The sequence below is a fragment of the Streptomyces sp. NPDC006610 genome (assembly GCF_040611575.1).
GTDB lineage: Bacteria > Actinomycetota > Actinomycetes > Streptomycetales > Streptomycetaceae > Streptomyces.
This window is the reverse complement of the sequence record NZ_JBEXOP010000050.1, coordinates 1-24,872: the sequence shown is the minus strand read 5'-3', so window position 1 is coordinate 24,872 and position 24,872 is coordinate 1. Positions and strand designations below refer to the sequence as shown.

At 74.2% G+C, this 24,872-nt stretch carries 16 protein-coding genes; 11 read left to right on the top strand and 5 right to left on the bottom strand.

Features of this window, described 5'->3' with window-relative positions:
• Window positions 1-163: 163 nt before the first annotated feature.
• The 4 genes from ABZY13_RS29800 to ABZY13_RS29785 all read left to right on the top strand — a co-directional run bounded on the left by ABZY13_RS29800 (window position 164) and on the right by ABZY13_RS29785 (window position 8,389).
• On the top strand, window positions 164-859 hold the full coding sequence (locus ABZY13_RS29800) for a GntR family transcriptional regulator (RefSeq protein WP_356636203.1): 696 nt from the start codon (window positions 164-166) through the stop codon (window positions 857-859).
• A 124-nt stretch (window positions 860-983) separates the two neighbouring features.
• Window positions 984-2,510 carry a hypothetical protein gene (locus tag ABZY13_RS29795; RefSeq protein ID WP_356636201.1) on the top strand — a complete coding sequence of 509 codons (1,527 nt, stop codon included), beginning with the start codon at window positions 984-986 and terminating at the stop codon, window positions 2,508-2,510.
• A gap of 334 nt (window positions 2,511-2,844) precedes the next feature.
• Window positions 2,845-3,723 carry a hypothetical protein gene (locus tag ABZY13_RS29790; protein ID WP_356636199.1) on the top strand — a complete coding sequence of 293 codons (879 nt, stop codon included), beginning with the start codon at window positions 2,845-2,847 and terminating at the stop codon, window positions 3,721-3,723.
• Between the two features lie 34 nt (window positions 3,724-3,757).
• Window positions 3,758-8,389, top strand: a complete 4,632-nt coding sequence (locus ABZY13_RS29785) for a hypothetical protein (protein ID WP_356636197.1) — start codon at window positions 3,758-3,760, stop codon at window positions 8,387-8,389.
• Between the two features lie 36 nt (window positions 8,390-8,425).
• Here ABZY13_RS29785 and ABZY13_RS29780 read toward each other — a convergent pair whose 3' ends face one another.
• Complete coding sequence (locus tag ABZY13_RS29780) at window positions 8,426-9,073, bottom strand: hypothetical protein (RefSeq protein ID WP_356636195.1); 648 nt, start codon at window positions 9,071-9,073, stop codon at window positions 8,426-8,428.
• Window positions 9,074-9,474: 401 nt separating this feature from the next.
• On the opposite strand from ABZY13_RS29780, the gene ABZY13_RS29775 reads away from it, so the two are divergent.
• The 4 genes from ABZY13_RS29775 to ABZY13_RS29760 all read left to right on the top strand — a co-directional run bounded on the left by ABZY13_RS29775 (window position 9,475) and on the right by ABZY13_RS29760 (window position 13,920).
• A complete protein-coding gene (locus ABZY13_RS29775) occupies window positions 9,475-12,390 on the top strand; it encodes a nitrate- and nitrite sensing domain-containing protein (protein ID WP_356636246.1) in 2,916 nt (971 codons plus the stop codon).
• On the top strand, window positions 12,387-12,824 hold the full coding sequence (locus tag ABZY13_RS29770) for a roadblock/LC7 domain-containing protein (RefSeq protein WP_356636193.1): 438 nt from the start codon (window positions 12,387-12,389) through the stop codon (window positions 12,822-12,824). Before ABZY13_RS29775 ends, ABZY13_RS29770 begins: the two co-directional genes overlap by 4 nt.
• A 9-nt stretch (window positions 12,825-12,833) precedes the next feature.
• Entirely contained in the window at window positions 12,834-13,229 is a 396-nt protein-coding gene (locus ABZY13_RS29765) for a DUF742 domain-containing protein (protein WP_356636191.1), read from the top strand.
• A gap of 82 nt (window positions 13,230-13,311) precedes the next feature.
• A complete protein-coding gene (locus ABZY13_RS29760; protein ID WP_356636189.1) occupies window positions 13,312-13,920 on the top strand; it encodes an ATP/GTP-binding protein in 609 nt (202 codons plus the stop codon).
• 377 nt (window positions 13,921-14,297) lie between these two features.
• On the opposite strand, the gene ABZY13_RS29755 is transcribed toward ABZY13_RS29760, so the two are convergent.
• Complete coding sequence (locus ABZY13_RS29755) at window positions 14,298-15,950, bottom strand: GGDEF domain-containing protein (protein ID WP_356636187.1); 1,653 nt, start codon at window positions 15,948-15,950, stop codon at window positions 14,298-14,300.
• Window positions 15,951-16,141: 191 nt separating this feature from the next.
• Between ABZY13_RS29755 and ABZY13_RS29750 the strand changes: the two genes are divergently transcribed.
• Complete coding sequence (locus tag ABZY13_RS29750) at window positions 16,142-16,678, top strand: NUDIX domain-containing protein (RefSeq protein WP_356636185.1); 537 nt, start codon at window positions 16,142-16,144, stop codon at window positions 16,676-16,678.
• On the opposite strand, the gene ABZY13_RS29745 is transcribed toward ABZY13_RS29750, so the two are convergent.
• Window positions 16,669-19,047: a glycoside hydrolase family 31 protein gene (locus ABZY13_RS29745; RefSeq protein ID WP_356636183.1), complete on the bottom strand. Its 2,379-nt coding sequence runs from the start codon at window positions 19,045-19,047 to the stop codon at window positions 16,669-16,671. The genes ABZY13_RS29750 and ABZY13_RS29745 overlap by 10 nt on opposite strands.
• Before the next feature lie 212 nt (window positions 19,048-19,259).
• Here ABZY13_RS29745 and ABZY13_RS29740 point away from each other — a divergent pair, with 212 nt between their 5' ends.
• Window positions 19,260-21,227, top strand: a complete 1,968-nt coding sequence (locus tag ABZY13_RS29740) for an acetoacetate--CoA ligase (protein ID WP_356636181.1) — start codon at window positions 19,260-19,262, stop codon at window positions 21,225-21,227.
• Between the two features lie 126 nt (window positions 21,228-21,353).
• Complete coding sequence (locus ABZY13_RS29735) at window positions 21,354-22,247, top strand: hypothetical protein (RefSeq protein ID WP_356636179.1); 894 nt, start codon at window positions 21,354-21,356, stop codon at window positions 22,245-22,247.
• A gap of 70 nt (window positions 22,248-22,317) precedes the next feature.
• Here ABZY13_RS29735 and ptsP read toward each other — a convergent pair whose 3' ends face one another.
• Complete coding sequence (ptsP, locus tag ABZY13_RS29730; protein WP_356636177.1) at window positions 22,318-23,988, bottom strand: phosphoenolpyruvate--protein phosphotransferase; 1,671 nt, start codon at window positions 23,986-23,988, stop codon at window positions 22,318-22,320.
• Window positions 23,989-24,068: 80 nt separating this feature from the next.
• Window positions 24,069-24,518 carry a PTS glucose transporter subunit IIA gene (locus ABZY13_RS29725; protein WP_356636175.1) on the bottom strand — a complete coding sequence of 150 codons (450 nt, stop codon included), beginning with the start codon at window positions 24,516-24,518 and terminating at the stop codon, window positions 24,069-24,071.
• Between the last annotated feature and the right edge of the window lie 354 nt (window positions 24,519-24,872).

The window sequence follows — 24,872 nt, the reverse complement described above, 5'->3', positions numbered from 1 at the left end:
CGCAGTGGGTGGAGGGAGGGTGCTGCGGACTGAGCCGTGCCGTGCGGAAGCGACGGCCGCCACGGTGCGGGCGGCGACGCCGTACCCAGCAAGGTAGAGGATCGTTGAACGATCCCTCAATACCCTTGTTGTTTCGTTCCTGTTTCTGCGCTTGAATTCCGGCATGGCAGAGCAGCTGACCGGACTGGCCGACGACCGCGCGCTCCTGGGGCGCACCAGCACCGCCGAACGCGTCGCGGACATCCTCCGAAGCCGCATCGCCGAGGGTTATTTCCCGCCGGGGACCCGGCTGTCGGAGGAGAGCATCGGCGGCGCGCTCGGCGTTTCCCGCAACACGCTGCGCGAGGCGTTCCGGCTGCTCACCCACGAACGGCTGCTCGTTCACGAGCTCAACCGGGGGGTCTTCGTGCGCGTGCTCACGGTCGAGGACGTCGAGGACATCTACCGCACCCGGCGGCTCGTCGAGTGCGCGGTCGTGCGCGGACTCGGCGAGCCGCCGTACGCCCTGGACGGGCTCGCCGCCGCCGTCGAGGAGGGGCAGCGGGCCACCGTCGAGCACGACTGGAACGCGCTGGGCACCGCCAACATCCACTTCCACCGCGAGCTGGTCGCCCTCGCCGGCAGCGACCGCACCGGGGAGCTGATGCGCAGCGTCTTCGCGGAGCTGCGCCTGGCCTTCCACGTCGTGGACGACCCGCGCCGCCTGCACGAGCCCTATCTCGCGCGCAACCGCCAGATCCTCCAGGCCCTGCGCTCCGGCGACCGGGAGGGCGCCGAGCGGCTGCTGGAGGTCTACCTCGACGACTCGCGGGAGCGGATCGCGGAGGTCTACCGGCGCAGGGTGGCGCAGGAGCCGTAGGCGCGGGAGCAGGCACGCGAGCCGGCGGGCGCGGGAGCAGTGGACGCAGACGGGAGCGCTGCGGGCAGGGGGCGGTTCTGCGCCGTTTGGGTCGTTGTCAGACCGAGGACCTACTCTGTGCACCGTGACTTCGCCTGCATCGACGGACAGCGTTCCGCCCCAGTTCAGCGCGGGGCCGCGCCCCGCCGTGGGCCCGGCCGCCGACGAGGGACTGGCGCGGCGGCTGCGCGCGCTCGCCTGCACCGCGCCGCTGCACGACCTCGACGCGCGCAAGGCCAACCTGGCGGGCGAGTACTCGGTGTACGGCATGGCGGAGATCGCCCTCGCGGCCATCGACCTGATCACGCTGAACATGGACTTCGACACCGGCGCCGACCACGATCAGGTGGTCGCCCGGCTCGTCCCGCGCACAGCCGCCCAGGCCCCGCGCCGCCCCGCCGCCGAGCACGAGCGGGTGGCCCGCTGGGTCCTGGAGAACCTGATCAACGTCGGCAGCGTGGACCGCGGCTTCCGCGCCGTCTACGGCACCTTCGCCCCGGACGGCACATACGTCCGCCGTGACTACGACTTCAAGCTGATCGAGGAGGTGCCCGGCCCGGGCGGCAGCGTCTACCTGCGCACCACCGACGAAGCGGTGAACGTCCTCGTCGGCGCCCTCGACACCGATGTCACCAGCGCCCAGATCGCCGCCGAGGTCAAGCTGGAGGTGCTGATCAGCCGCGGCCGGCTCGCCGACGCCCAGCTCGCCGCCGAGCAGGCCCGCTACCGCACCGTGCAGTACTCCGAGACGCTGCGCAGGGCGCTGGAGGCCACCCGGCGCAACGTCCGCGCGGTGGACTGGCTCACCACCGTGCCCGACATGATCGCCGAGGCCCTCGACCATGTGGCCGACCGCTACCGTCACGAGAACGCCATCCTCACCAACATCCGCAAGGCCCGCGACGAGTCCGAGGACCCCGAGCACAAGCGGCGCGCCGCCGAACTGGTCGACATCGTCAAGGACTGCATCCGGCGCCACACCCAGCTCCAGTCACGTCTGCTGGAGGCCGGCCCGCTGTTCCGCGCCGAGCAGGACCGGCAGGCCTTCGCCCCGCCCGCCCCGGCGTCCGGGATCGACCTGTACGGACAGCTGGTCGCGCCGCTGCTGCCGCTGCCCCTGGAGCAGGCCATCCGCGTCACCGACGCCTTCTTCGCGCGCGGGACGGGACTGCGCACGCCGGTGTCCGTCAGGGTCGGCGACCTGGTCGACATCCTGCTGACACCGCCGGTCGAGCGGGAGCACCTGGGCGCGGAGATGCCGGAGCCGGACCTCATCGCCACGCCCGACGACAGTCGCTTCAGCGAGGAGCAGCTGGCGGCTGCCAGAAAGCTGCTGGACCTGCCCGCCGACGCCCCCCGGCGGCTGTCGGGCCTGCTGGCGCAGGCGCGCCGCCGCGACCCCGACCTGCCGTACCTGGTGGCCCTCATGGCGATCCACGCCGCGAGCCCCGCGGTCGGCACGGCTTACCGCCAGGGCGAGGAGAAGCTGCTGTTCGCGGTGGACGACGGGACGGAGCTGGACGATCCCGAGTTCGGCGGTGCCGACCTGATCGTGGGCACGGCGCTGCTGGACGCGGCCGGGATGGCGGCCGACCGGCAGGAGGTGGCGTGATGCGGCCCGCCGAGCGATCGGCAGCGGGTCGCGTGTTGCCCCACGTCGGACGGTCGGCAGAGGGCTTCGTGGTGCCGTACGTCGGCCGACCGGCGGGCGTTGGCGCGATGCCGCGTGCCGGGTCGCCGGTGGAAGGCCGTGCGACGCCGTATGCCGGCCCTCGCCGCGCTCGTGCCCGCACCGGTGTCGGAGCCCACCCGATGCCGTATGCCGGCCCTTGCCGCACCCGCGCCCGTACAGGCGTCGGACGCCGCGCCACGCCGTACGCCGCCCCCCGCCGCACCCGCACCGGCGCGGTCCCCGCACCCCGTCCCCAGAGCAAGGAGTCGCAGTCGTGAGCGAGCACGTCGAGTGGAGTGAGCCGGACGCCCCCTCCCCGGCGGGCGCCGCCGTCACCCCCGCCGACGCCGCCGACGCGGCCCGGCTCGTCGCCTTCGGGCTCCAGCCCAGGCTGCTGCCGGCGCGCGACCAGGAGTACGCCGACCTGCTGCGCCGCTACCGGGAGGACCCGCCGTTCGCCCGGCTCGCGGACGCCGTGGCCGCCGGGCTCGGGCTCGTCGTCCTGGAGGTGTCCCCCCGCGCGGGCATGGCCGTGACCGCCGCCGAGGACTCCGTGTTCGCCGTGCGCATGGGCGACTACGCCCGCCGCACCGCCGCCGACTCCGCCGACCGGTTCCTGCACGGGCTGGCCCACCTCGCCGTCGCCGCCATGGCCTTCCCGCGCCCCGAGGACCTCGCCGACGACGGCTACATCGGCCGCGTCACGGTCAACGGCGTCGACGCGTTCGTCCGCCAGGCCTGCCGCCGGCTGGAGGAACGGGCGGCGCAGCAGGGGGAGAACACCGACCCCGTCTCCGACGCGCCGGGACTGGAGGCCGCCTGGCGGATCTGGGTCAGACGCAGCGCCGCCGGCGCCACCAAGGACGCCCGCCGCCTCGCCGGCTCCACCACCGGCATCGTCGGCAAGGCCGTGGCCTTCCTCACGGACTCCGGGTTCCTCCAGCGGACCGGCGACGACAACGGCGGCACCTACCGCACCACCGCCCGCTACCAGCTCCAGGTCCGTGACATGGCCGGCAGCGCCGCCATGGCCGAGCTGCTGGACCTCGGCATCGTCCCGGTCACCGACGGCACGCCGACCCTGCTGCCGCCCGAGGACACCGACGACCTCGACCTGGTGGCCGACGCCGGGCTGCCCTTCCACTCCGCCTGAACCCCCACCTGCCGAAGACTTACGAGAGTCCGCCATGTACGAGCTGTCCCGGGTCCGCCTCTACTCCATCGGGCCCGCCGGCGCGCGCTACGCCGACACCGTGCTCGACCTGCGCGGTGTGGGTGAGCCCGTGCCCGACCCCGCACCCGCCCAGGCGGAGTTCTTCGAGGAGGAGCCCGCCGGCCCGCCGCGTCGGCCCGCGCCCGCGGGAGTGCTCTTCCTTGAGAACGGCGGCGGCAAGTCCGTGCTGCTGAAGCTGATCTTCTCGGTGATGCTGCCGGGCCACCGCAACACCCTCGGCGGCGCCAGCTCCGGCGTGCTGCGCAAGTTCCTGCTCGCCGACGACTGCGGACACGTCGCGCTGGAGTGGCAGCACGTCCTCACCGGCGAGCTGGTCGTCGTCGGCAAGGTCAGCGAGTGGCGCGGCCGCCAGGTCTCCAGCGACCCGCGGAAGTTCGCCGAGGCCTGGTACTCCTTCCGGCCGGGCCCCGGACTGAGCCTGGACAACCTGCCCGTGGCCGAGTCCACCGCCGTACGGCCGCCCGTCGAGGGCCAGTCCGGGGCGCAGGGGCGCCGCCGCACGATGAAGGGCTTCCGGGACGCCCTCACCGAGGCGGGCAAGGCCTACCCGCACCTCGAGGTGCACTGGGAGGACATCCATGAGCGCTGGACCGAGCACCTCGGCGACCTCGGCCTCGACCCCGAACTCTTCCGCTACCAGCGGGAGATGAACGCCGACGAGGGCGAGGCGGCCGGCCTCTTCGCGGTCAAGAAGGACTCCGACTTCACCGACCTGCTGCTGCGCGCCGTCACCGACACCCGCGACACGGACGGCCTCGCCGACCTCGTCAGCGGCTTCGGCAGCAAACTCGGCCGGCGCGCCGAGCTGATCGCCGAACGGGACTTCACCGCCGGATCGGTCGATCTGCTCGGACGGATCGTCGATGCCGCCGAGGCCCGCTCCCGCGCCCGGGACGTCCACGCCGGCGCCGAGCGGCGCACCCGGACCCTGGCCCGGCGGCTGTCCGCGCGCGGCGCGCAGGAGCGGGCGCGGGCCGCCGACCTCGCCCAGCGGGTCACGGCGGCCGCGCACGCCGTCACCCAGGCCGAGTCCGGGCGCGAGCGCAGCGCGCTGATCGCGGCCGAACTGGCCTACCGGCACGCCTCCCTCGCGCTCGCCGCCGCCGAGAAGCAGGCCGCCGCGCAAAAGCGCGAACTGGCCGAGGCGCGCACCCTGCACGCCGCCTGGCAGGCCGCCGAGGCCGTGCTGCGCCACCGTGCCGCCGCCGACCGGGTGGCCAGGGTCGCCGCCGCGATCCAGGAGGCCGAACGGGACGCCGCCCCCGCGCTCGCCGCGCGCACCAGGGCAGCCGTCGACCTCGTCCGGGCGTTGCACGCCGCCGCGCAGAGCGCCGAGTCCCTCGCCAACGAGGAGGAGGAGCGGTCCGCCGCCCTCCAGGAGGCCGGCGACCTCGCCCACCGGGACTCCACCGCCGCCGCCACCGAGGCGCAGCGGGCCCGCAGCGAGGCCGGGCACCTGCGCCAGCGCCTGTCCGAGGTCGAGCAGGAGACCGCCGAGGCCGTGCGCGCGGGCTGGCTGGACGACAGCGCGCCCGACGCCGACCCGGCGCGCGCGGCGCTCGCCGCCAGCGACGCCGAGAAGGCCGCCGTGGCCGCCTGGGACACCGCCCGCGAGGCGGCACGCCGCGCCGCCGAGCAGGCCCGGGAAGCGACCGCGGCCGAGTCCCGCGCGGAGCTGACGGCCGCCCGCGCGGCCGACGCCGCACTGTCCGCCGAACACGCCCACGACGCGGAGCGCCGCACCGCCCGGGCGCTGGCCGGCGAGGAAAGGCTCGCGGAGCTGCTGGGCCTCGCCGGGCACGACGTGCGCGTCGGCATCCCGCAGCCCAGGCAGGAGGACGCCGCCCCCACCGGGGAACCGGCCGACGGGACCGGCGCCCTCACCGCCGAGGAACTCGACCGCTTCGCCGACGAGTTGCGCGAACTCCTCGACGACGCCGTCTCCTCCGCGGAGCGGCAGCTGTTCGAACTGCGCACCGCCGCAGCCGACGACGCCCGCATCCTCGGCGCGCTCGGCGACGGGGGACTGCTGCCGCCGGGCCCGGACGTCCTGGCCACCGTGGAGTACCTCGGCGAGCACGGCATCCCCGCACTGCCCGGCTGGCGCTACCTCGCCCAGGCCGTCGACCCCGCCGACCACGCCCGTGTGCTGGCCGCCCGGCCCGAACTGGTCGACGGCGTGATCATCACCGACCCCGCCTCGCACGCCCGCGCCCGCGAGGCCCTCGGCGAGGCCGCGCTGCTCCCGCGCTCGGCCGTCGCCGTCGGCACCGCCGCCGCACTTCTCGCCCCGGCTCCGGCCGAGGGCTCCGGCACGGCCGACGTCTTCCTCGTACCGCCGAACCCCGCCATGCACGACGAACACGCCGCCGACGAGGAGCGGCAGGCGCTGCGCGCCCGGGCGACCGCGCGGGACGAGGAGATCCGCACCCTCGCCGCCCGTCTCGGCAAGGACCGGGAACTCTCCGCCCGCCTGGCCTCCTGGCGCGCCGGCTGCCCGGCCGGACGGCTGACCGAGCTGGCCCGGGCGGCCCACGACGCCCGCGCCTTCGCCGCCGAGGCCGAGGCCGAGCTGACCGAGGCGCGCACCCGGCGGGCGGAGGCCGAGGAGGCCGCCGCCGAGGCCGCGCAGGTGCGCGAGGAGCGGCAGGAGGCCGCGCAGAAGGCGCGGCGCGCGGCCGACGCACTCGCCGGGCTCGCCTCCCGGCTGCGCGAACGCGCCCGCTGGCAGGTGCGCCTGCGCGAACTCGCCGACGAGGCCGCCGAGTCGGAGGCCCGGGCCCAGGCGTGCCTGGAACGCGCCCGCGCCGCCGACGAGGACCGGCGCGCCGCTCAGCGCGCGGCCGACGACGCCCGCCGCACGGCGCGTGCCCTGCGCGCCGAGCGCTCCGAGATCGCCGGCGCCCCCGACGACGTACCGGACGACGACGCCGACACCCCGAAGGCGTCCCTGCCCGCCCTGCGCGAGGCGTACCGCGCCGCCTCCCAGGTGTACGAGAAGGTCGGCGTCGGCGCCGACCTGCGGGCCGAGCAGGCGCGCGCCGAGAGCGACGAGAGCGCGGCCCGCGCCGAGCTGGACCGGCTGAGCAACAAGGTCCGCACCCGTGCCGAGCAGCTTCTTCAGTCCCCCGACGGCTCCGACGGGCCTTCCCGGCAGGCCGCGGTCGTCCGTGCCGAGGAACTCGTGCAACTGCTGGAGACCCGGATGTCCAGCGCCAGCGAGCAGCTCGGCAGGCTGCGCGGCGAGGCCGAGCGGCTCGCGCCCGAGGACGGTGGCGCCCACACCGAACTCCCCGAGGAACTGCGGCCCCGCGACGCCGAGCACGCCCAGTCCCTGCTGCGCACGGCCACCGCCGAACTCGCCTCCCGTACCGAGGCGCTGTCCCGCGCGCGGGAGGCGCACGCCGAACTGCTCGACGCCCACCGCGCCGCCGAGGACGCGGCCGGCGGCTTCGACGAGATCGCCGCCCTGCTGCGCGACCTGCTGCGCGAGCCGGTCGGCGAGGAGGAACCGGGCGCGCCCGAGCCCTACCCCGGTGGGCTGGAGGAGGCCCGGAGGTCCGCCGCCGAGGCCCGCAGATCACTGCGCGGCTGCGCCGCCGACCTCTCGGCCGCCGAGGCAGCCGTGCGCGAGGCGAGCGACATCCTCGTCCGCCACGCCAACTCCACCCGCTACGAGCAGGTCCGCACCCCGGCCCGACAGCAGATCCGCGAACTGCCCGCCGCGGCCCTGCCCGAGCATGCCCGCAAGTGGGCCGACGCCTTCGCGCCCCGCCTGCGCGTCCTCACCGACGAACTGGACCAGCTGGAGCGCAACCGCGACTCGATCGTGGACCGTCTGCGCGGTCTGGTGGAGTCTGCCCTGGCCACCCTGCGCTCCGCCCAGCGGCTGTCCCGGCTGCCCGAAGGGCTCGGTGAGTGGTCGGGGCAGGAGTTCCTGCGCATCCGGTTCGAGGAACCCGACCAGGCCACCCTCACCGAGCGGCTCGGCGAGGTCGTCGACGAGGCGACCCGCGCCGCCGTCAAGAAGAACTCCGACCTGCGCCGCGACGGCATGTCCCTGCTGCTGCGCGGAGTGGCCGCCGCCCTCCAGCCCAAGGGCGTCGCCGTCGAGATCCTCAAACCGGACGCCGTGCTGCGCGCCGAGCGCGTCCCCGTCGGGCAGATGGGCGACGTGTTCTCCGGCGGCCAGCTGCTCACCGCCGCCATCGCCCTGTACTGCACGATGGCCGCACTGCGCAGCAACGACCGGGGTCGCGACAAGCACCGGCACGCGGGCACCCTGTTCCTGGACAACCCCATCGGCCGGGCCAACGCCACCTATCTGCTGGAACTCCAGCGGGCGGTGTCCGACGCCCTCGGCGTCCAGCTCCTCTACACCACCGGCCTGTTCGACACCACCGCGCTGGCGGAGTTCCCGCTGGTCATCAGGTTGCGCAACGACGCCGACCTCCGCGCGGGGCTGAAGTACATCAGCGTCGAGGAACACCTGCGCCCCGGACTGCCCCGGCCGAGCGCCGACGGCGAAGGGGAAGCGGTCCGCAGCGAGATCACGGCGACGCGGATGTTCAAACGCCCGGCCTGACGCGAACCCCGCCAACCACGGGGACCCGACGCGCTCTCAGGGGTGGGACAGCTGCCCGGTCCCGCCCCTCCTGCGTATCCGCTCCTGCGTCCGCTCGGCGGCCCGCGCCTGCCGCCGGGCCCGGCGACGCTCACGGCGCAGCGCCCGCGCGGTGCTGCTCGGCGTCGAGACCACGCCGTTGCGCTGGTTCCACACCTGGCGCGTCACCCAGACGTCGAGCACCGCCCAGGTGGCCGCCACCGTACTGGCGATGCTGGTGAGCACCATCGGGAGCGCCAGCCACGATCCGGCCAGGGTGGTCAGAAAAGCCACCATGGCCTGGATCAGCGTCACCGAGATGATCAGCACGGCCCGCACCGCCGCCGTGCGCACCGGGTCGGGCAGCCGCCGCCGCTTCGCGGGCTCCTCGACCCACAACGGCCGGTAACGGGGCCGCTCCCGGGCAGCCTCCCGCCCGGCGGGCCGCGCCGCCGGCCCGCCCGCCGCGGATATCCGCTCCGCCGGTCGCCGGTGCGCCGGTTCCCGTTCCTCGGTCGCCAACTGCCCTTCCGCTCCGCCGGATCGACCCGTCTCCACGCCGTGCTCCCGCGTGTCGGCGCCCTGCCGCGCGGCGCCTCGCGCGGCCCTGTCCTCGCCGGGCGTCGTTCGCTGCTCCGCCGTGCCCATCACCGTGTCACTCCCCATCGCCAGCAGACCGCTCGCCCTGTCCGAAGACCCGACTCTCCTCTGGCTGCCCGGCTTGCGCTGTTTTACGCTGCCCGGGTGCAGGATGCGGCTCCTGTGGCCGATTCCGCCCCCATTTCCTGTAGTGAAGGACGAACGGGACGCGCCGAAGATTCCCGGGCGTCGAATACTTCCGGCCAAATCCCCGCGCCCACCCATCGGATTCGGCCGCGCCGCCGCGACCGTATCCGGGGAGGCAATCTCCCCATGAGCGGACAACTCCCCATGCTCCACGGACCGGACGGAAGCCCTGCTTCCACAAGCGCCTTCGAATTGGCCGTGCGCCAGTAGTAGGCTCGCGCCGTTTGTTGACGCACATGCGTACCCCTCGCCGGCCGGTGGGGGTCGAGCTGGGGGAGTCCATGCGCTTTCGCGGGAAGTCCATCCGCCGGAAGATCGTGGCGCTGCTTCTGGTGCCGTTGGCGGCCCTGACCGCCATCTGGGCCTTCGCGTCGGTCCTCACCGGACTCGAGGCGAGCCGGCTGTTCCACGTGACGGCCGTGGTCGAGAACATCGGCTATCCCACCGAGGACACCATCCGCCTCCTCCAGCGGGAACGCCGCCAGACCCTGGTCCTGCTCGCCGACCCGCGCGACTCCGACAGCCGTGCCGCCCTCCAGCGCAGCCGCGCCGCCACCGACAAGGCCGTCGCCGAGATCCGCCGCAACGCCGAGGACCCCGACGTGCGCGAGGGCCTCGGCGGCACTGTCGACGAGCGCCTCACGGCGGTCCTGGACGCCTTCGAGGGCCTGGAGCCGTTGCGCCGCAGCGTCGAGGACCGCACCGTCGACCGCGCCGAGGCCCTCGGCTTCTACAACCGCCTGATCGACCCCTGCTTCATTCTGCTCACCGATCTCCACATCGTCGACGACGTGGAGATGGACACCCGGTACCGCGCCCTCGTCAACATCGCCCGTGCCCGCGAACTCCTCTCCCGCGAGGACGCCCTGCTCGGCTCCGCCCTCGTCGTCGGCGAGCCCACCCGCGACGAACTGCGCGAGGTGTCTGACCTCGTCGCCCAGCGCACCGTCCTCTACGACACCAACCTGCCCCTGCTGCCGGCCTCCGAGGGCGACCGCTACGAGCGCTTCTGGAAGAACGCCGCCACCGCCCCGCTGCGCGCGGCCGAGGAGGCCGCCCTTTCCGGAGACGACGCCGGCGCCGGGCAGGTCGACGCCCAGGACTGGGACACCGCCGCGGGCAAGGTCCTCGGTGAACTCGGCGCCCTCGACGACGAGGCGGCGGACCGCCACCAGGACCGCGTCCGCCCCATCGCCATCGGCATCATCGTCAAGGCCGTCGTCGCCGGCGTCCTCGGCCTGGTCGCCCTCCTCGTCTCCCTCGTCGTGTCCGTACGCGTCGGCCGTGGCCTCATCCGCGACCTGCGCCAGCTGCGCCTGGAGGCGCACGAGGCGTCCGGCGTGCGCCTGCCCAGCGTCATGCGCCGCCTGTCCGCGGGCGAACAGGTCGACGTGGAGACCGAGGTCCCGCGCCTGGAGTACGACAAGAACGAGATCGGCGAGGTCGGCCAAGCCCTCAACACCCTCCAGCGCGCCGCCGTCGAGGCCGCCGTCAAGCAGGCCGAACTGCGCTCCGGGGTCTCGGAGGTCTTCGTCAACCTCGCCCGCCGCAGCCAGGTCCTGCTGCACAAGCAGCTGACGCTCCTCGACGCCATGGAACGCCGGACCGAGGACACCGACGAACTCGCCGACCTCTTCCGCCTCGACCACCTCACCACCCGAATGCGCCGGCACGCCGAGGGCCTCGTCATCCTCTCCGGCGCCGCGCCCTCCCGGCAGTGGCGCAAGCCCGTCCAGCTCATGGACGTGGTGCGGGCGGCCGTCGCCGAGGTCGAGGACTACGAGCGCATCGAGGTCCGCAGGCTGCCGCGGATGGCGGTCACCGGCCCGGCGGTCGCCGACCTCACCCACCTCGTCGCCGAACTCCTCGAGAACGCCACGGTGTTCTCCCCGCCCCACACCGCCGTCCAGGTCCTCGGCGAGCCCGTCGCCAACGGCTTCACCCTGGAGATCCACGACCGCGGCCTCGGCATGACCGCCGAGGCGCTGCTGGACGCCAACCTCCGGCTCGCCGAGACCCCGGAGTTCGAGCTGTCGGACACCGACCGGCTCGGCCTGTTCGTGGTCAGCCGGCTCGCCCAGCGGCAGAACGTCCGCGTCTCCCTCCAGCCGTCCCCGTACGGGGGCACCACCGCCGTCGTCTTCATCCCCGACGCGCTGCTCACGGACGAGGTGCCGGACACCAACGGCGTCGGCTTCCGGCTCGACCGGCCCCGCGCCCCGCGGGAGGCCGAGCCCGCGGACAGCCGCCGGGCCGCGGTCTCCCAGCGGCCGGTGACCCTCCCCGGCCTCCCGGCCACCCTGCTCGACGGGCCGGTGGAACTCGAGGCGCCCGTCGCCCTGGACGCCATCGAGGACTTCCCGGGCGTCCTGGACGGCGCGGACGGCGAGCGCGGCGGACTCCTCGGCCCGCACCGTTCCGCCGCCCGCACCGACGACACGCGCGACGCCGGCGACCGGCACGACACCGAGCGGCAGGGCGGGGTGCCGCAACCCCGCCGCCGCACGCCCAAGCTGGTCAGCTCGCACGGGCGCCCGGTCACCGGTGGGCGGCCCTGGCGCCAGGACGGCGACGACGAGGCCCGGCCCGGCCCCGCCCCGCTGCACGCCGACCCCGAGCGCCCCGCGCCCCTGCCGACCCGCCGCCGCGGCAGCTCGCCGCTGGGCCGCAACCCGGCGTCGGGCGACCGGCCCGGCCCTGCCGACGGCCGTCTCACCGGACCCCGGCCGGGCGGCCCCGCCGGCGGCGAGCGCCCCGAACCCCAGGGCACCCCGGCCGACCGCGCGGGACTGCGGGCGCTCGACGGACGCGCCGACGCAGGCGACCGCCGCGCTCTCGACCGGCCTTCCGCCGCCCCGGCGCTCCCCGGACGCGCACCGTCCGGTCCGGCCGGCCCCGACCCGCAGGACGCCGCGGGCCGCCCCGGGCAGGACCGGCCCGGACCCGGCCCCGACGCCGTCCTCGGCGGGCTGCCGCGGCGCGTCCGCCAGGCCAGCCTGGCGCCGCAGCTGAGACAGGACCCCGGCCGCCGCGGCGGGGACAGAGCGGCGCCCGCCGACCGGGACGCCGACGAGGTCCGCAGCCGTATGGCCTCGCTCCAGCGCGGCTGGCAGCGCGGCCGCGAGGAGAACGCCACGGGGGACGACACGCCCCACGGCACAGCACCACAGGGAACGAACAAGGGGGACGGTCGATGACCGCACCGAAGACGACCGGCCGCACCGACAACGGCAAGTCCGTCGAGCTGAACTGGCTCCTCGACGACCTCGTGGACCGCGTCGCCAGCATCCGCAAGGCGGTCGTGCTCTCCGGGGACGGCCTGGCGACGGGGGTCTCCAAGGACCTCTCCAGGGAGGACGGCGAGCACCTGGCCGCCGTCGCGTCCGGCTTCCACAGCCTCGCCAAGGGCGTGGGCCGCCACTTCGACGCGGGCGGCGTCCGCCAGACGGTGGTCGAACTCGACGACGCCTTCCTCTTCGTCACCGCGGCCGGAGACGGCAGCTGCCTCGCCGTCCTGTCCGACGCCGACTCCGACGTCGGGCAGGTCGCCTACGAGATGACGCTGCTGGTCAAGCGGGTCGGCGCGCATCTGGCCACGGCTCCGCGCACCGATCTGCCCTCGGGCGGGTAGTGGGATGACATGAGCGCAGACGGTCAGGCAAGAAGCCACTGGTTCGACGACGAAGCGGGACCGGTCGTCCGTCCCTACGCCATGACGCGGGGCCGCACCAGCCATGCGGCCCAGCACCGCCTCGACGTCATCGCGGTGGTCGTCACGGAGCCCCACGCGGACGATCCGGAGGCGGATCCGACACTGTCCCCGGAACACGCCGACATCGTCGGACTGTGCCGCGAGACCCCCCAGTCGGTCGCCGAACTCGCGGCCGAACTCGACCTGCCCATCCAGGTGGTCAGGGTCCTCATCGGGGACCTCGTGGACGCCCGACTGGTCCATGTGACCCGACCGGTGCCGCCGGCCGAGCTGCCGGACGAGAGTATTCTGCGCGACGTGATCAACGGCCTCCGCGCGCTGTGAGCAGCGCGGGCAGCGAGGTGAAGACGTGACGGCCACCGCCGCGCCACCCCCGTCAAGTCCAGAGAGCAGGAAGAAGAGATCGATGATCTTCGGGCGTTCCGAGCGCGGCAGAGCCCCGGTGGAACCCGTCACGCTCAAGATCCTGGTGGCCGGCGGCTTCGGCGTCGGCAAGACCACCCTCGTCGGCGCGGTCAGCGAGATCAGGCCGCTGCGCACCGAGGAGGTGCTCACCGAGGCGGGTCGTCCGGTCGACGACACCAGCGGCGTGGAGGCCAAGCACACCACCACCGTGGCCATGGACTTCGGCCGCATCACCCTGCGCGAGGACCTGGTGCTGTACCTGTTCGGAACGCCCGGACAGGAGCGGTTCTGGTTCATGTGGGACGAACTGTCCGAGGGCGCGCTCGGCGCGGTGGTCCTCGCCGACACCCGCCGCCTGGAGGACTGCTTCCCCGCCATCGACTACTTCGAGCGGCGCTCCATCCCCTTCCTGGTCGGCGTCAACTGCTTCGAGGGCGCGGCCCGTTACCCGGCGTCGGCCATCCGGCAGGCGCTCGACCTGGACGACGACGTCCCCCTGCTGCTGTGCGACGCCCGCGACCGGCGGTCGGTCAAGGACATCCTCGTCGGGGTGGTCGAGCACGCGATGGACTACGGGACCCAACGCCGCCGGGCGCCCGTGACCACCTAGCCACGCGCACGCGCGCGTGGCCGGTGCCTCGGCCGTCGCCGCGACCCGCGCCCGGCCGACCGGCCACGCCCACGCGCGCGTGGGCCGCCCCGTCGCCGGGCTCCACGGCCCGGTGCCGACCGCAGTGCCGTAGCAGCAAGAAGCGCACCGCGCGCGAGGCGTCCGGCGCGGGCACTGCCTGGCCTGCTGCCGGTGCGCCCCGAGTCCGTCCGGGCCGTCCTGCGCGCCCTCGGCGGTGCCGGTCAAAACCCGGCCGGCGCTCCGGTGGACCGGCGCCGAGTCCGGCCCGTCGGAAAGAAACAACCGGCGCGGAGGATACGTCGTGCCCGCGCGCCCGGAGACATCCCAGGCAAGTCCCGTGGACGCGTTCGGCGCCCTCAGCCCCGTCCGGGGTCCGCGACGGCGCAGCCCGCCCCGCTCGGCGCCGCCTGCGTCCCGCGCCGTACCCGATGACCCGGCACACCGGCCCGGCCCACCACCCAGCTCGCCCCGCGCAGCGCCTTCGCGGCCTTCTTCAACGGCGCCAGACACGCGGCCGCCTCCCGGTGGTCCGGCACGCTGCCCGGCGCGCACACCACCGTCGCCAGCGACAACGTCACCGGCCGCCCGCCGGCCGACCAGAACGTGTCCAGCACCGACGCCGCGAGCGGATCCAGCCCCTCCCAGTCGGTCAGCACCAGGAAGTCGTCGCCGCCGATGTGCCCCACGCGCGTGCTCTCGGACGCCATGAGCTGCAGCGCCCGCCCCACCGACCGGATCAGTTCGTCGCCGGCCGCGAAACCGGCCCCGTCGTTGACCTGCTTGAAGTGGTCGACGTCCAGCCAACTCAGGGCGAACGGCCGCCCGTCCGCGATCCGCCGGTCCACCTCCGCGGTGATCGCGTCCGAACCGGGCAGCCGCGTCAGCGGATTGAGCCCGGCCGCCTCCTCGACGCGCGTCTCGGCCAGCGCCCGCACCAGGTCCACGAGCCGTACGACGCCGACGCAGCGCCCGTAGGCGTCCACCACGGCCACATCGTCCGACGTGCGGTCCCGCGCGCCGTCCGCGACGACGTCCAGCACCTCCCAGGCGGTCGCGTCGACCCCCACCGTCCGCGGCGGATCGCCCAGTTTCGCGGCGGGCCGGTCGGCGTACAGCGCATGCCCGTAGCGGCCCGACATCGACAGCAGGAAACGCGACCGGTGCACCGACCGGACGGGCGCCCCGGCCCGGTCCACGAGCAGCACCCCGGACACCTCCGGAGAGCCGGTGAGCAGCGCCCGCACCTGCCCGGCGGACGCGTGCGCGGGCAGCAGCGCGGCCGGGCGCACGAACTCCCGCACCAACGGCCCCGACCGGGGCGCCGGCGCCGTCGCGGGCGAACGGGGCGGAACGTACACGTCCGCCGCCGGCAGCCGGGACGGCGGCGCGAACAACTCGCCCTGCGCCAGCTGCGCCCCGGCCGCGAGCGCCGCCGCGCACTGCAGCTCCGTCTCCACGGCCTCCACCGACAGGAGCGCTCCCAACTCGTCGCAGAGCGTCCGCATCGCCCGCACGGCGGCGGGCCTGGCCAGCAGCGAGGCGTCGAGCTTCATCAGGTCGGGGCCGATGTCCGTGAGCAGCCGCAGCGGCAGGTCCCCGTCGCCCACGCCGTCGGCGCTGATCCGGAACCCCTGCGCGCGCAGCGCCGAAACGGCCTCCAGCAGCGCCTGCTGCGGCACGTGCGCGTACGGCGGGCAGACGTCGACCGTCACCTCCCACGGCATCCGCCCGGCGGCCCGCACGGCGTCGTGCAGCGGGGTGAGCCCACCGAGGTCGGCGAGGGTGGCGGCGAAGACGTTGACGTGCAGCGGCAGCAGGGTCTCCTTGCGCACCGCCGCCCGCACCGCCAACAGGGCCAGCCGGCGGTCGAGTTCCGGGTCCCGGCGGGCCTCGGCCAGCACGTCGCCGGCCTCCGGGCGGGCGAGGACCTCCAAGGCCGCCACCCCGCCGGTGGACAGATTGACCACCGGCTGGAACGCGAAGCGGAGCGAATCCGACCAGGAGTGCACGGGAGCATGATGGCCCGGCCCGGCAGCCCTCAAGCCCAGTTCATGAGACGTTCACGCAGCATTCCGAGCCGGTCACTCAGCGTACGAACATGCGCGCGACCCATGGACGAACACCCGCACTCCGGGCATGTGCCCCCGGCATCGCGGCAGCGGAGAGGACGCCCCTGCCAAGATCGGATACAGTCCGCCGCGTGTCCGAATCTGAAGCCTCCGTCCCCAACTCCGCGCCGGGTTCCCACTGTTCGAGCTGCGGATCGCCCTACGGAGAGGGCGTCACCGGCTGGCCCCGCACCTGCCCGGACTGCGGCCACGCCGCCTACCGCAACCCATTGCCCGTGGCGATAGCCCTCCAGCCCGTGTACGACGTCAAGGGCACCGCCCTGGTCGTCGTCACCCGCGCCGTCGACCCCGCGCGCGGCGGCGTCGCCCTGCCCGGCGGCTACATCGACGACCGCGAGGACTGGCGCAAAGCCGTCGTCCGGGAGCTGAAGGAGGAGACCGGCATCGACGCCGCCGCCCGCGACGTCCGCCTGGTCGACGCCGCCAGCTCGCCCGACGGCCACCTCCTGCTGTTCGGCCTCCTCCCGGAGCGCCCCGCCGACGACCTGCCCGAGTTCGCCGCGACGGACGAGACGGAGGGCCGGCACCTGCTGCGCGGCGCCGAGGAACTCGCCTTCCCCCTGCACACGATGGCCGCGCGGGCCTTCTTCGAGGGCCGCTACATCTGACCCCCGCCCTCCCCGAGCCCTCGTATCCGCACCCGGTGGGGCGGCACCCCGCCGCCCCCACCCTCCCGCTCGACGACCACCCGGCCGTCCTCCCGGCGCACGGCGTAGCGCACCGGCTCGGCCTCGTCCCACCCGTCGCCGGCGTCCGGTCCGACCACCCCGCCTCCGGCCCGCCCCGGGGCCGGAGCCCAGACCTCGAGCGCCGCCCCGCCGTCCCCGTCCCGCACCGGAATCACCGCCCCCGCGCGCGCGAGCACCGGAATCCTCGACAGCGGGGCGTCGACGACCACCCGCCCCGGCCCCTCGTACGCCCGCTCCGTCACCGTGTCGTACCAGCGCCCCCGCGGCAGCCGCACCGCACGCCGCTCCACCCCCGGCTCCAGCACCGGAGCCACCAGCAGGCAGTCGCCCAGCAGGAAGGCGTCCTCGCAGTCCCGCAGAGCCCGGTCCTCGGGCGCGCCCCACCACAGCGGCCGCACATACGGAGCCCCCGTCCGCCGCGCCAGATGCGCCAGCGTCACGAAGTACGGCAGCAACCGCCTGCGTTCCAGGAGAGCCACGCGCGCGTGCTCCAGCACATCGGCCCCGAACGCCCAGGGTTCCCGACGCCCCGCACGCGGCCCCGAGCCTGTCCGGAACAGCGGCAGATACGCGCCGAGCTGGAACCAGCGCAGATACAGCTCCGGCGACGGGCTCCCGTCGGAGCCGCCCACGTCAGCGCCCGAGTACGGCACCCCGCACAGCCCGAGCCCCAGCACCAGCGACAGCGACGCGCGCAGCCCCGGCCAGCCCGTGGCCACGTCCCCCGCCCAGGCGCCGCCGTAGCGCTGCAGGCCCGCCCAGCCGGAGCGGGAGAAGACGAACGGCCGCTGCCCGGGCGCCAGCCTCCCCAGGCCCTCGTACGCCGCCCTGGCCATGCACAGCCCGTACACGTTGTGCGCCTCACGATGGTCGCCGCCCCACCCTTCCAGAGCGTGCCGGGAGGACCGCGGCAGCGTCGGCTCCCCGAACGCCGCGAACGACGTCGGCTCGTTCATGTGGTGCCAGAACCCGGCGAAGCCCTGCGCGAGCCGCTCGGCGTACAGACCGCCCCACCACTCGCGCACGCGCGCGTGGGTGAAGTCCGGGTACACCACCTCGCCGGGCCGGGAGACGCCGCGCACCGGCCGGCCGGCCGCGTCCCGCACGAACACGTCCCGCGCGACCCCGGTCTCGTACACCGCGTCGCCCGGCTCCGCCGGCACCGCGGGGCCGACGACCGACACCAGCCGGACACCGTCCCGCAGCAGGTCCTCGGCGAGCGCGGGCAGCTTGGGGTAGCGGTCCCCGTCGACGGTGAACACCCGGTGCCCGTCATGGTGGCCGACGTCCAGGTGGACCGCGTCGAGCGGCAGCCCGTGCTCCTGATGGCCGGCGACGATCCGCCGCACCTCCTGCTCGCCGCCGAATCCCCACCGCGCGTGGTGATGACCGAGCGCCCAGGCCGGCGGCAGCGCGGCGGCCCCGGTCAGCGACGCCCAGGTGAGCAGCACGCGCGCGGGCGTGCCCACCATCACCCAGCACCGCAGCGGCCCGCCGTCCATGCGCAGCTCGCACACGCCCGGACGGTCGTGCCCCGAACCGGCGCCCTCCTCGCCCTCCCGCAGCGTCACCGTGCCGTCCCACGACGTGTCGTGGAACACCAGGTGCGCGCCCGCGTCGGCCACCACCAGCTGCACCGGCATCGTCAGGTGCAGCGGATCGTCGCCCGGTGCGAACCCCCGGCCGGGGTCGGTGTTCCACAACCGGTACACGCCGTCCCGCAGCCGCGGCCCCGACGCCCGTCCGCCGAGCCCGAAGAACCGCGCGTCGGCCCCCACCCGCGACCGCTGAAGCCAGCGAGCCTGCCCCCCGTCGACCGGCTCCCACCAACGCGGCGGCAGATCCCGGCGCAACGTGACACCGCCGGGCGTACGCACCTCCACCGCGCCCTCACGCGAGACCACCACCGTCATCCGCTCCGCCACGACCCGCCAGCCGCCGTCCTTGTCCGGCTCCAGCACGGCCCGGGGATCGGGCTCCGGACCATGCCCGGCGAGCCCGTACGACGGCTCGGGACCCGCCCCGTCCCAGCCCCAGAAGACGGCTCCGTTCACGGCGACGGCCATGCGCAGCTCGGACCGGTCGAACCGCAGCGTGCCGCCGCCCGGCCCGGGCTCCGCCTCCCGCAGCAGCCCCGGCACCCGCGCCCGCTCGGCGCCACGTCGCGGCAGCCCCTCGGCGTCGGCGCGCCTCCTGCGCCACGCGGCCCGCACGGTACGCAACCTCCGGCCCGCACCGCCCACCGAACCGACCACCCTCATCGAACGCACCAGGTCACGACCGTCCATGGTGCTCACCCTGCCACTGACCCGTGGACGCGGGTGCGTCGTTCAACTGCCGTTCACCAGTGCCGGGGCCACATCTTCATGTCACGGACTATGTGGGCGGCGCCCTGGTGCGGAAGTCGATCACATGGCATCGTCCGTGTCAGCCGCGCACGCGCACACCCCAGCCCGTGCGCGAGCGACGCCCACGACGCGCACAGCCCGGGAGCCGACCCATGTCGATCACGAACCCCCAGCCCCTCTGGCAGCCGGACGCGGACCGCATCGCGCAGGCACGCATCACCCGGTTCCAGGCCTGGGCCGCCGAACAGCACGGGGCCCCCGCCGACGGCGGCTACGCGGCACTCCACCGCTGGTCCGTCGACGAACTCGAGGCCTTCTGGAAGGCCGTCACCGAGTGGTTCGACGTACGGTTCTCGACCCCCTGCGCGCGCGTGCTCGGCGACCGGTCCATGCCCGGCGCGCAGTGGTTCCCGGGCGCGGCCCTCAACTACGCCGAGCACGCCCTGCGCGCCGCCGCCACCCGCCCGGACGAACCCGCCCTCCTGTGCGTCGACGAGACCCACGAGCCGCGCCCCGTCACCTGGTCCGAACTGCGCCGCCAGGTCGGCTCCCTGGCCGCCGAACTGCGCGCCCTCGGCGTCCGCCCCGGAGACCGCGTCAGCGGCTACCTCCCGAACGTCCCGCAGGCGGTCGTGGCCCTCCTCGCCACCGCCGCCGTGGGCGGCGTCTGGACGTCGTGCGCCCCCGACTTCGGCGCCCGCAGCGTCCTCGACCGCTTCCAGCAGATCGAACCCGTCGTCCTGTTCACCGTCGACGGCTACCGCTACGGCGGCAAGGAACACGACCGCCGCGCCACCGTCGCCGAACTCCGCCGCGAACTGCCCACCCTGCGCGCCGTCGTCCACATCCCCCTCCTCGGCACCGACGCCCCCGAAGGCGCCCTGGAGTGGTCCGCGCTGACGGGCTCCGACACCGAACCCGTCTTCGAGCAGGTCCCCTTCGACCACCCGCTGTGGGTGCTCTACTCCTCCGGCACCACCGGCCTGCCCAAGGCCATCGTCCAGTCCCAGGGCGGCATCCTCGTCGAACACCTCAAACAGCTCGGCCTGCACTGCGACCTCGGCCCCGGCGACCGCTTCTTCTGGTACACCTCGACCGGCTGGATGATGTGGAACTTCCTCGTCTCCGGCCTCCTGACGGGCACCACCGTCGTCCTGTACGACGGCAGCCCCGGCCACCCCGCCACCGACGCCCAGTGGCGCGTCGCCGAACGCACCGGCGCCACCTTCTTCGGCACCTCCGCCGCCTACGTCATGGCCTGCCGGAAGGCGGACGTCCACCCCGGACGCGACCACGACCTCTCCCGGGTGCGCTGCGTCGCCACCACCGGCTCCCCGCTGCCCCCCGACGGCTTCCGCTGGCTTCACGACGAGGTCCGCGGCGACCTGTGGATCGCCTCCGTCAGCGGCGGCACCGACGTCTGCTCCTGCTTCGCGGGAGCCGTCCCCACCCTGCCCGTGTACGTCGGCGAGCTCCAGGCCGCCTGCCTCGGCACCGACCTCCAGTCCTGGGACCCCAGCGGCAAGCCCCTGACCGACGAGGTCGGCGAACTCGTCGTCACCAACCCCATGCCGTCCATGCCGATCCGCTTCTGGAACGACCCCGACGGCAGCCGCTACCACGACAGCTACTTCGACACCTACCCCGGCGTCTGGCGCCACGGCGACTGGATCACCGTCACCTCCCGCGGCTCCGTCGTCATCCACGGCCGTTCCGACTCCACGCTCAACCGCCAAGGCGTCCGCATGGGCTCGGCCGACATCTACGAAGCCGTGGAGCGCCTCCCCGAGATCAGGGAATCCCTCGTCATCGGCGTCGAACAGCCCGACGGCGGTTACTGGATGCCCCTGTTCGTCCACCTCGCGCCCGGCGCCGTCCTGGACGAGGCCCTCCTGAACCGCATCAAGCGGACCATCCGCGAACAGCTCTCACCCCGCCACGTCCCCGACGAGATCATCGAGGTCCCCGGAATCCCGCACACCCTCACCGGCAAGCGCATCGAAGTTCCGGTCAAACGACTCCTCCAGGGCACCCCGCTGGAACGAGCGGTCAACCCCGGCTCCGTCGACAACCTCGACCTCCTCCACTTCTACGAGGACCTCGCCCGCAACCGAACGTGACCGGCCAGGCCCCTCCCGCCCCCTGTGACCTGTATCGATCGACCAGCTTCGACAGGCCCGACCTCCACTGTCAGTGGGTCCGGTTACTGTGAGTGAGCATTGATCGACTGCGCACAGGGGGAAGACATGGCGCACACCGACCACCGGACCATGCGGCACGCACTGCAGCGGGAAGTAGCGGGCGTCATCGGCCTGCTCACCGACGAGCACGACTTCCGCGCCATGCGGCGCTACCGCAGCTTCACCTTCGACGACCACAAGACCTACCTCCAACAGGTCGAGCACCTGCTCAGGGCCCGGGCCTCCGAGGGCAGCCACACCACGGTCGCCCTCTTCGACCCACAGGAGTACGCCGACTTCTGCGCCGACAACGGGCTCGACCCGGACACCCCGTCGAGCCGCACCCGCTTCACCGCCGAACTCGCGGCCGGCGGCCCCACCGTCCCCTACGACGGCAGGCCCCTCACCGACCTGGTACCGGCCCTGGTGGACGAGGCGGTCCGGCAGGCGACGTGGGAGTACGCCTCCACCCTCCTGGCCCGCCTCGGGGACTGCGCCACCTGCGGCGAGGACCTCGGCCGGGCCGCCTTCCACCACGCCTCGACCCTCCTCGTGCGCATCCTGGAAACGGCCCCGCCCGGAGAGCGGCACCTCGTCTGCAGCGTCTCCGCGCCGGCCGAGACCCTCGTAGCCGTCCTCCACGCCGACCAGGACACCGACGGCAGGACCCGGCTGGACGAAGCGGAAGCCCTCGAATTCACCACCGTCCTCGCCCTCGGCCTCGCCACCGAGAGCCCGGGCGGCCTCGTCATGCGCACCAGCGCCCCCGCCACACCCGACCGCGTCTACGGATGGCGGCTGCGCGCGTACGGCCTCGTGCCGCTGACCGCGGGGGAGGTCTTCGACGCCTACTGCACCGACGCCGAATCCGGCGACCTGATCTCCCCGGAATCCGGTGTTGACTACTGCACACCGCCCGACCTGGGCGAGGCGGGCCCCTCGGCCGAGCACCGGCACTGAGCCGCCGCCCGGCAACGCGAAGGGCGCTCCACCCGAGGGCGGAGCGCCCAGCGATCAACAACCCGCCCGGCTACTCCCCGGACAGCACGGCCCGAGCCGCCCTGCGCGCTTCGTCGGCACTGTCCGTCGCCCGTGCGGCCGCCGCCGCACGCTCGCACTGGGCCAGCGCGTACTTCGCCAGCGTCGCCCGCACATACGGAATCGACGCCGCGCCCATCGACAAGGAGGTGACACCCAGACCGGCCAGCACGCACGCGAGCAGCGGGTCAGACGCGGCCTCGCCGCAGACGCCGCAGCTCTTGCCCTCGGCTCGGGCCGCCTCCGCGGCCAGCGCGACCAGGTCGAGCAGCGCGGGCTGCCACGGGTCCTGCAGCCGGGACACCGCGCCCACCTGACGGTCGGCGGCGAAGGTGTACTGCGCGAGGTCGTTGGTCCCCAGCGACAGGAACTCCACCTCCCGCAGGATCGAACGCGCCCGCAGCGCGGCCGACGGAATCTCCACCATGGCACCGAACTTCGCATGCAGCCCAGCCTCCCGGCAGGCGTCCGCGAATGCCATGGCGTCGATCCGGTCCGCCACCATCGGCGCCATGACCTCAAGGTGCACCGGCAGACCCTCGGCCGCCCTCGCGAGCGCCGTCAGCTGGGTCCGCAGCACCTCGGGGTGGTCGAGCAGCGTGCGCAGCCCGCGCACGCCCAGCGCCGGGTTCGGCTCGTCGCCCGGCGTCAGGAAGCTCAGCGGCTTGTCCGCGCCCGCGTCCAGCACCCGCACGACGACCCGGCTCTCGGGAAACGCCTCGAGCACCTGGCGGTAGGCCTCGATCTGCTTCTCCTGGGAGGGCGCCTTCTTGTCGTCGTCCAGGAAGAGGAACTCGGTACGGAACAGACCGACGCCCTCGGCCCCGGCCTCCACCGCGGCCGCGACGTCCGCCGGCCCGCCGATGTTCGCCAGCAGCGGCACCTTGTGACCGTCCGACGTGGCGCCCGGCCCGGTGGACGCGGACAGCATCGCCCTGCGCTGCGCGGCGGCGGCCTCCAGCTGGGCCTTCTTCTCCGCGCCGGGTTCCACGAAGACCTCGCCGGTGCTGCCGTCCACCGCGATGACCGTGCCCTCGGACAGTTCGACCGCGCCCGGCAGCGCCACCACGGCGGGTACGCCCAGGGCCCGCGCAAGAATCGCGCTGTGACTGGTCGGCCCGCCCTCCTCGGTCACGAAGCCGAGCACGAGGGTCGGGTCCAGCAGCGCCGTGTCGGCCGGCGCCAGGTCACGCGCGACGAGCACGTACGGTTCGTCGCTGTCCGGCACACCCGGCATCGGCACGCCCAGCAGACGTGCGACGATGCGGTTGCGCACGTCATCGAGGTCGGCCACCCGGCCCGCGAGGTACTCCCCGGCGCCCGCCAGCAGGTCGCGGTAGGCGGCGAAGGCGTCGTAGACCGCGCGCTCGGCCGTACTGCCGACGGCGATCCGCCGGTCCACGTCCGCGATCAGCTCCGGGTCCTGGGCCATCATGGCCTGTGCCTCGAGCACCGCCTGGGCCTCGCCGCCGGCGAGGTTGCCGCGCGCGATCAGATCGGCGGCCACGGCGTCGACGGCCTTGCGGGCGCGCCCCTGCTCACGCTCCGCCTCCTCGGCCGGGATCCGCTTGGCGGGGGGTTCGAGCACCGCCGTCCCCATGTGCCGAACCTCGCCGATCGCCACACCGTGGCTCACGCCGACGCCTCGCAGCGTTGTCTCCATCTCACCCGTCTCCGGTAGTGCGGCGGGCCCGCCGCCGCTGTGGTTGATCCGATGGCCGTCACACGGGGACGGCGCTGACGTCAGTTCCAGGCGAAGAGGGACTCGCCGACCGTCACATCACCGCTGTCCCGGAGACCGGAGAGCGCCTCGGCCGTGGCGTCCAGCGCGACGACCGGGCACACCGGGGACTTGCCGGCCGCCTCCACGGCAGCCGGGTCCCAGCGCACCACGTCCTGCCCGCGGGAGACGGTGTCGCCCTTGTTCACGAGGAGCTCGAAGCCCTCCCCGTTGAGCTGGACGGTGTCGATGCCGAGATGCGTGAGGACGCCGTGCCCACTGTCGTCGACCACGACGAACGCGTGCGGGTGGAGAGAGACGATGACTCCGTCGACCGGCGCGACGGCCGTGGACGGCTCGCGCACGGGGTCGATGGCGGTTCCCGGGCCGACCATGGCCCCGGAGAAGACCGGGTCCGGCACGGCGGCCAGTCCGATGGCGCGTCCTGCCAGCGGCGACGTCACGGTGGTCATGGGAAGCCTCCCAGGGGATGGAGCTGAAGTGGCCGTTCAGAGGGAAGCTACCAGGTGGTGGTCTAGACCACCAACCGCCTGGATTTGCACGTGGTTCGAAGGCGCGTGTACAGTCGAACTCCTGCTTGAGGCCGAGCGATGCGACCCGCTCTCTCGGATCGGCAGTAACCAACTCGTCAGATCCTATCTTGGGCTGTCTTCCGCATGCCTGCGGAACGGTGGTCAGAGGGCCGGAAAAACACTGGTAGAGTTGGGAACACGAAGGGAAGCGCCCGGAGGAAAGCCCGAGAGGGTGAGTACAAAGGAAGCGGCCGTTCCTTGAGAACTCAACAGCGTGCCAAAAGTCAACGCCAG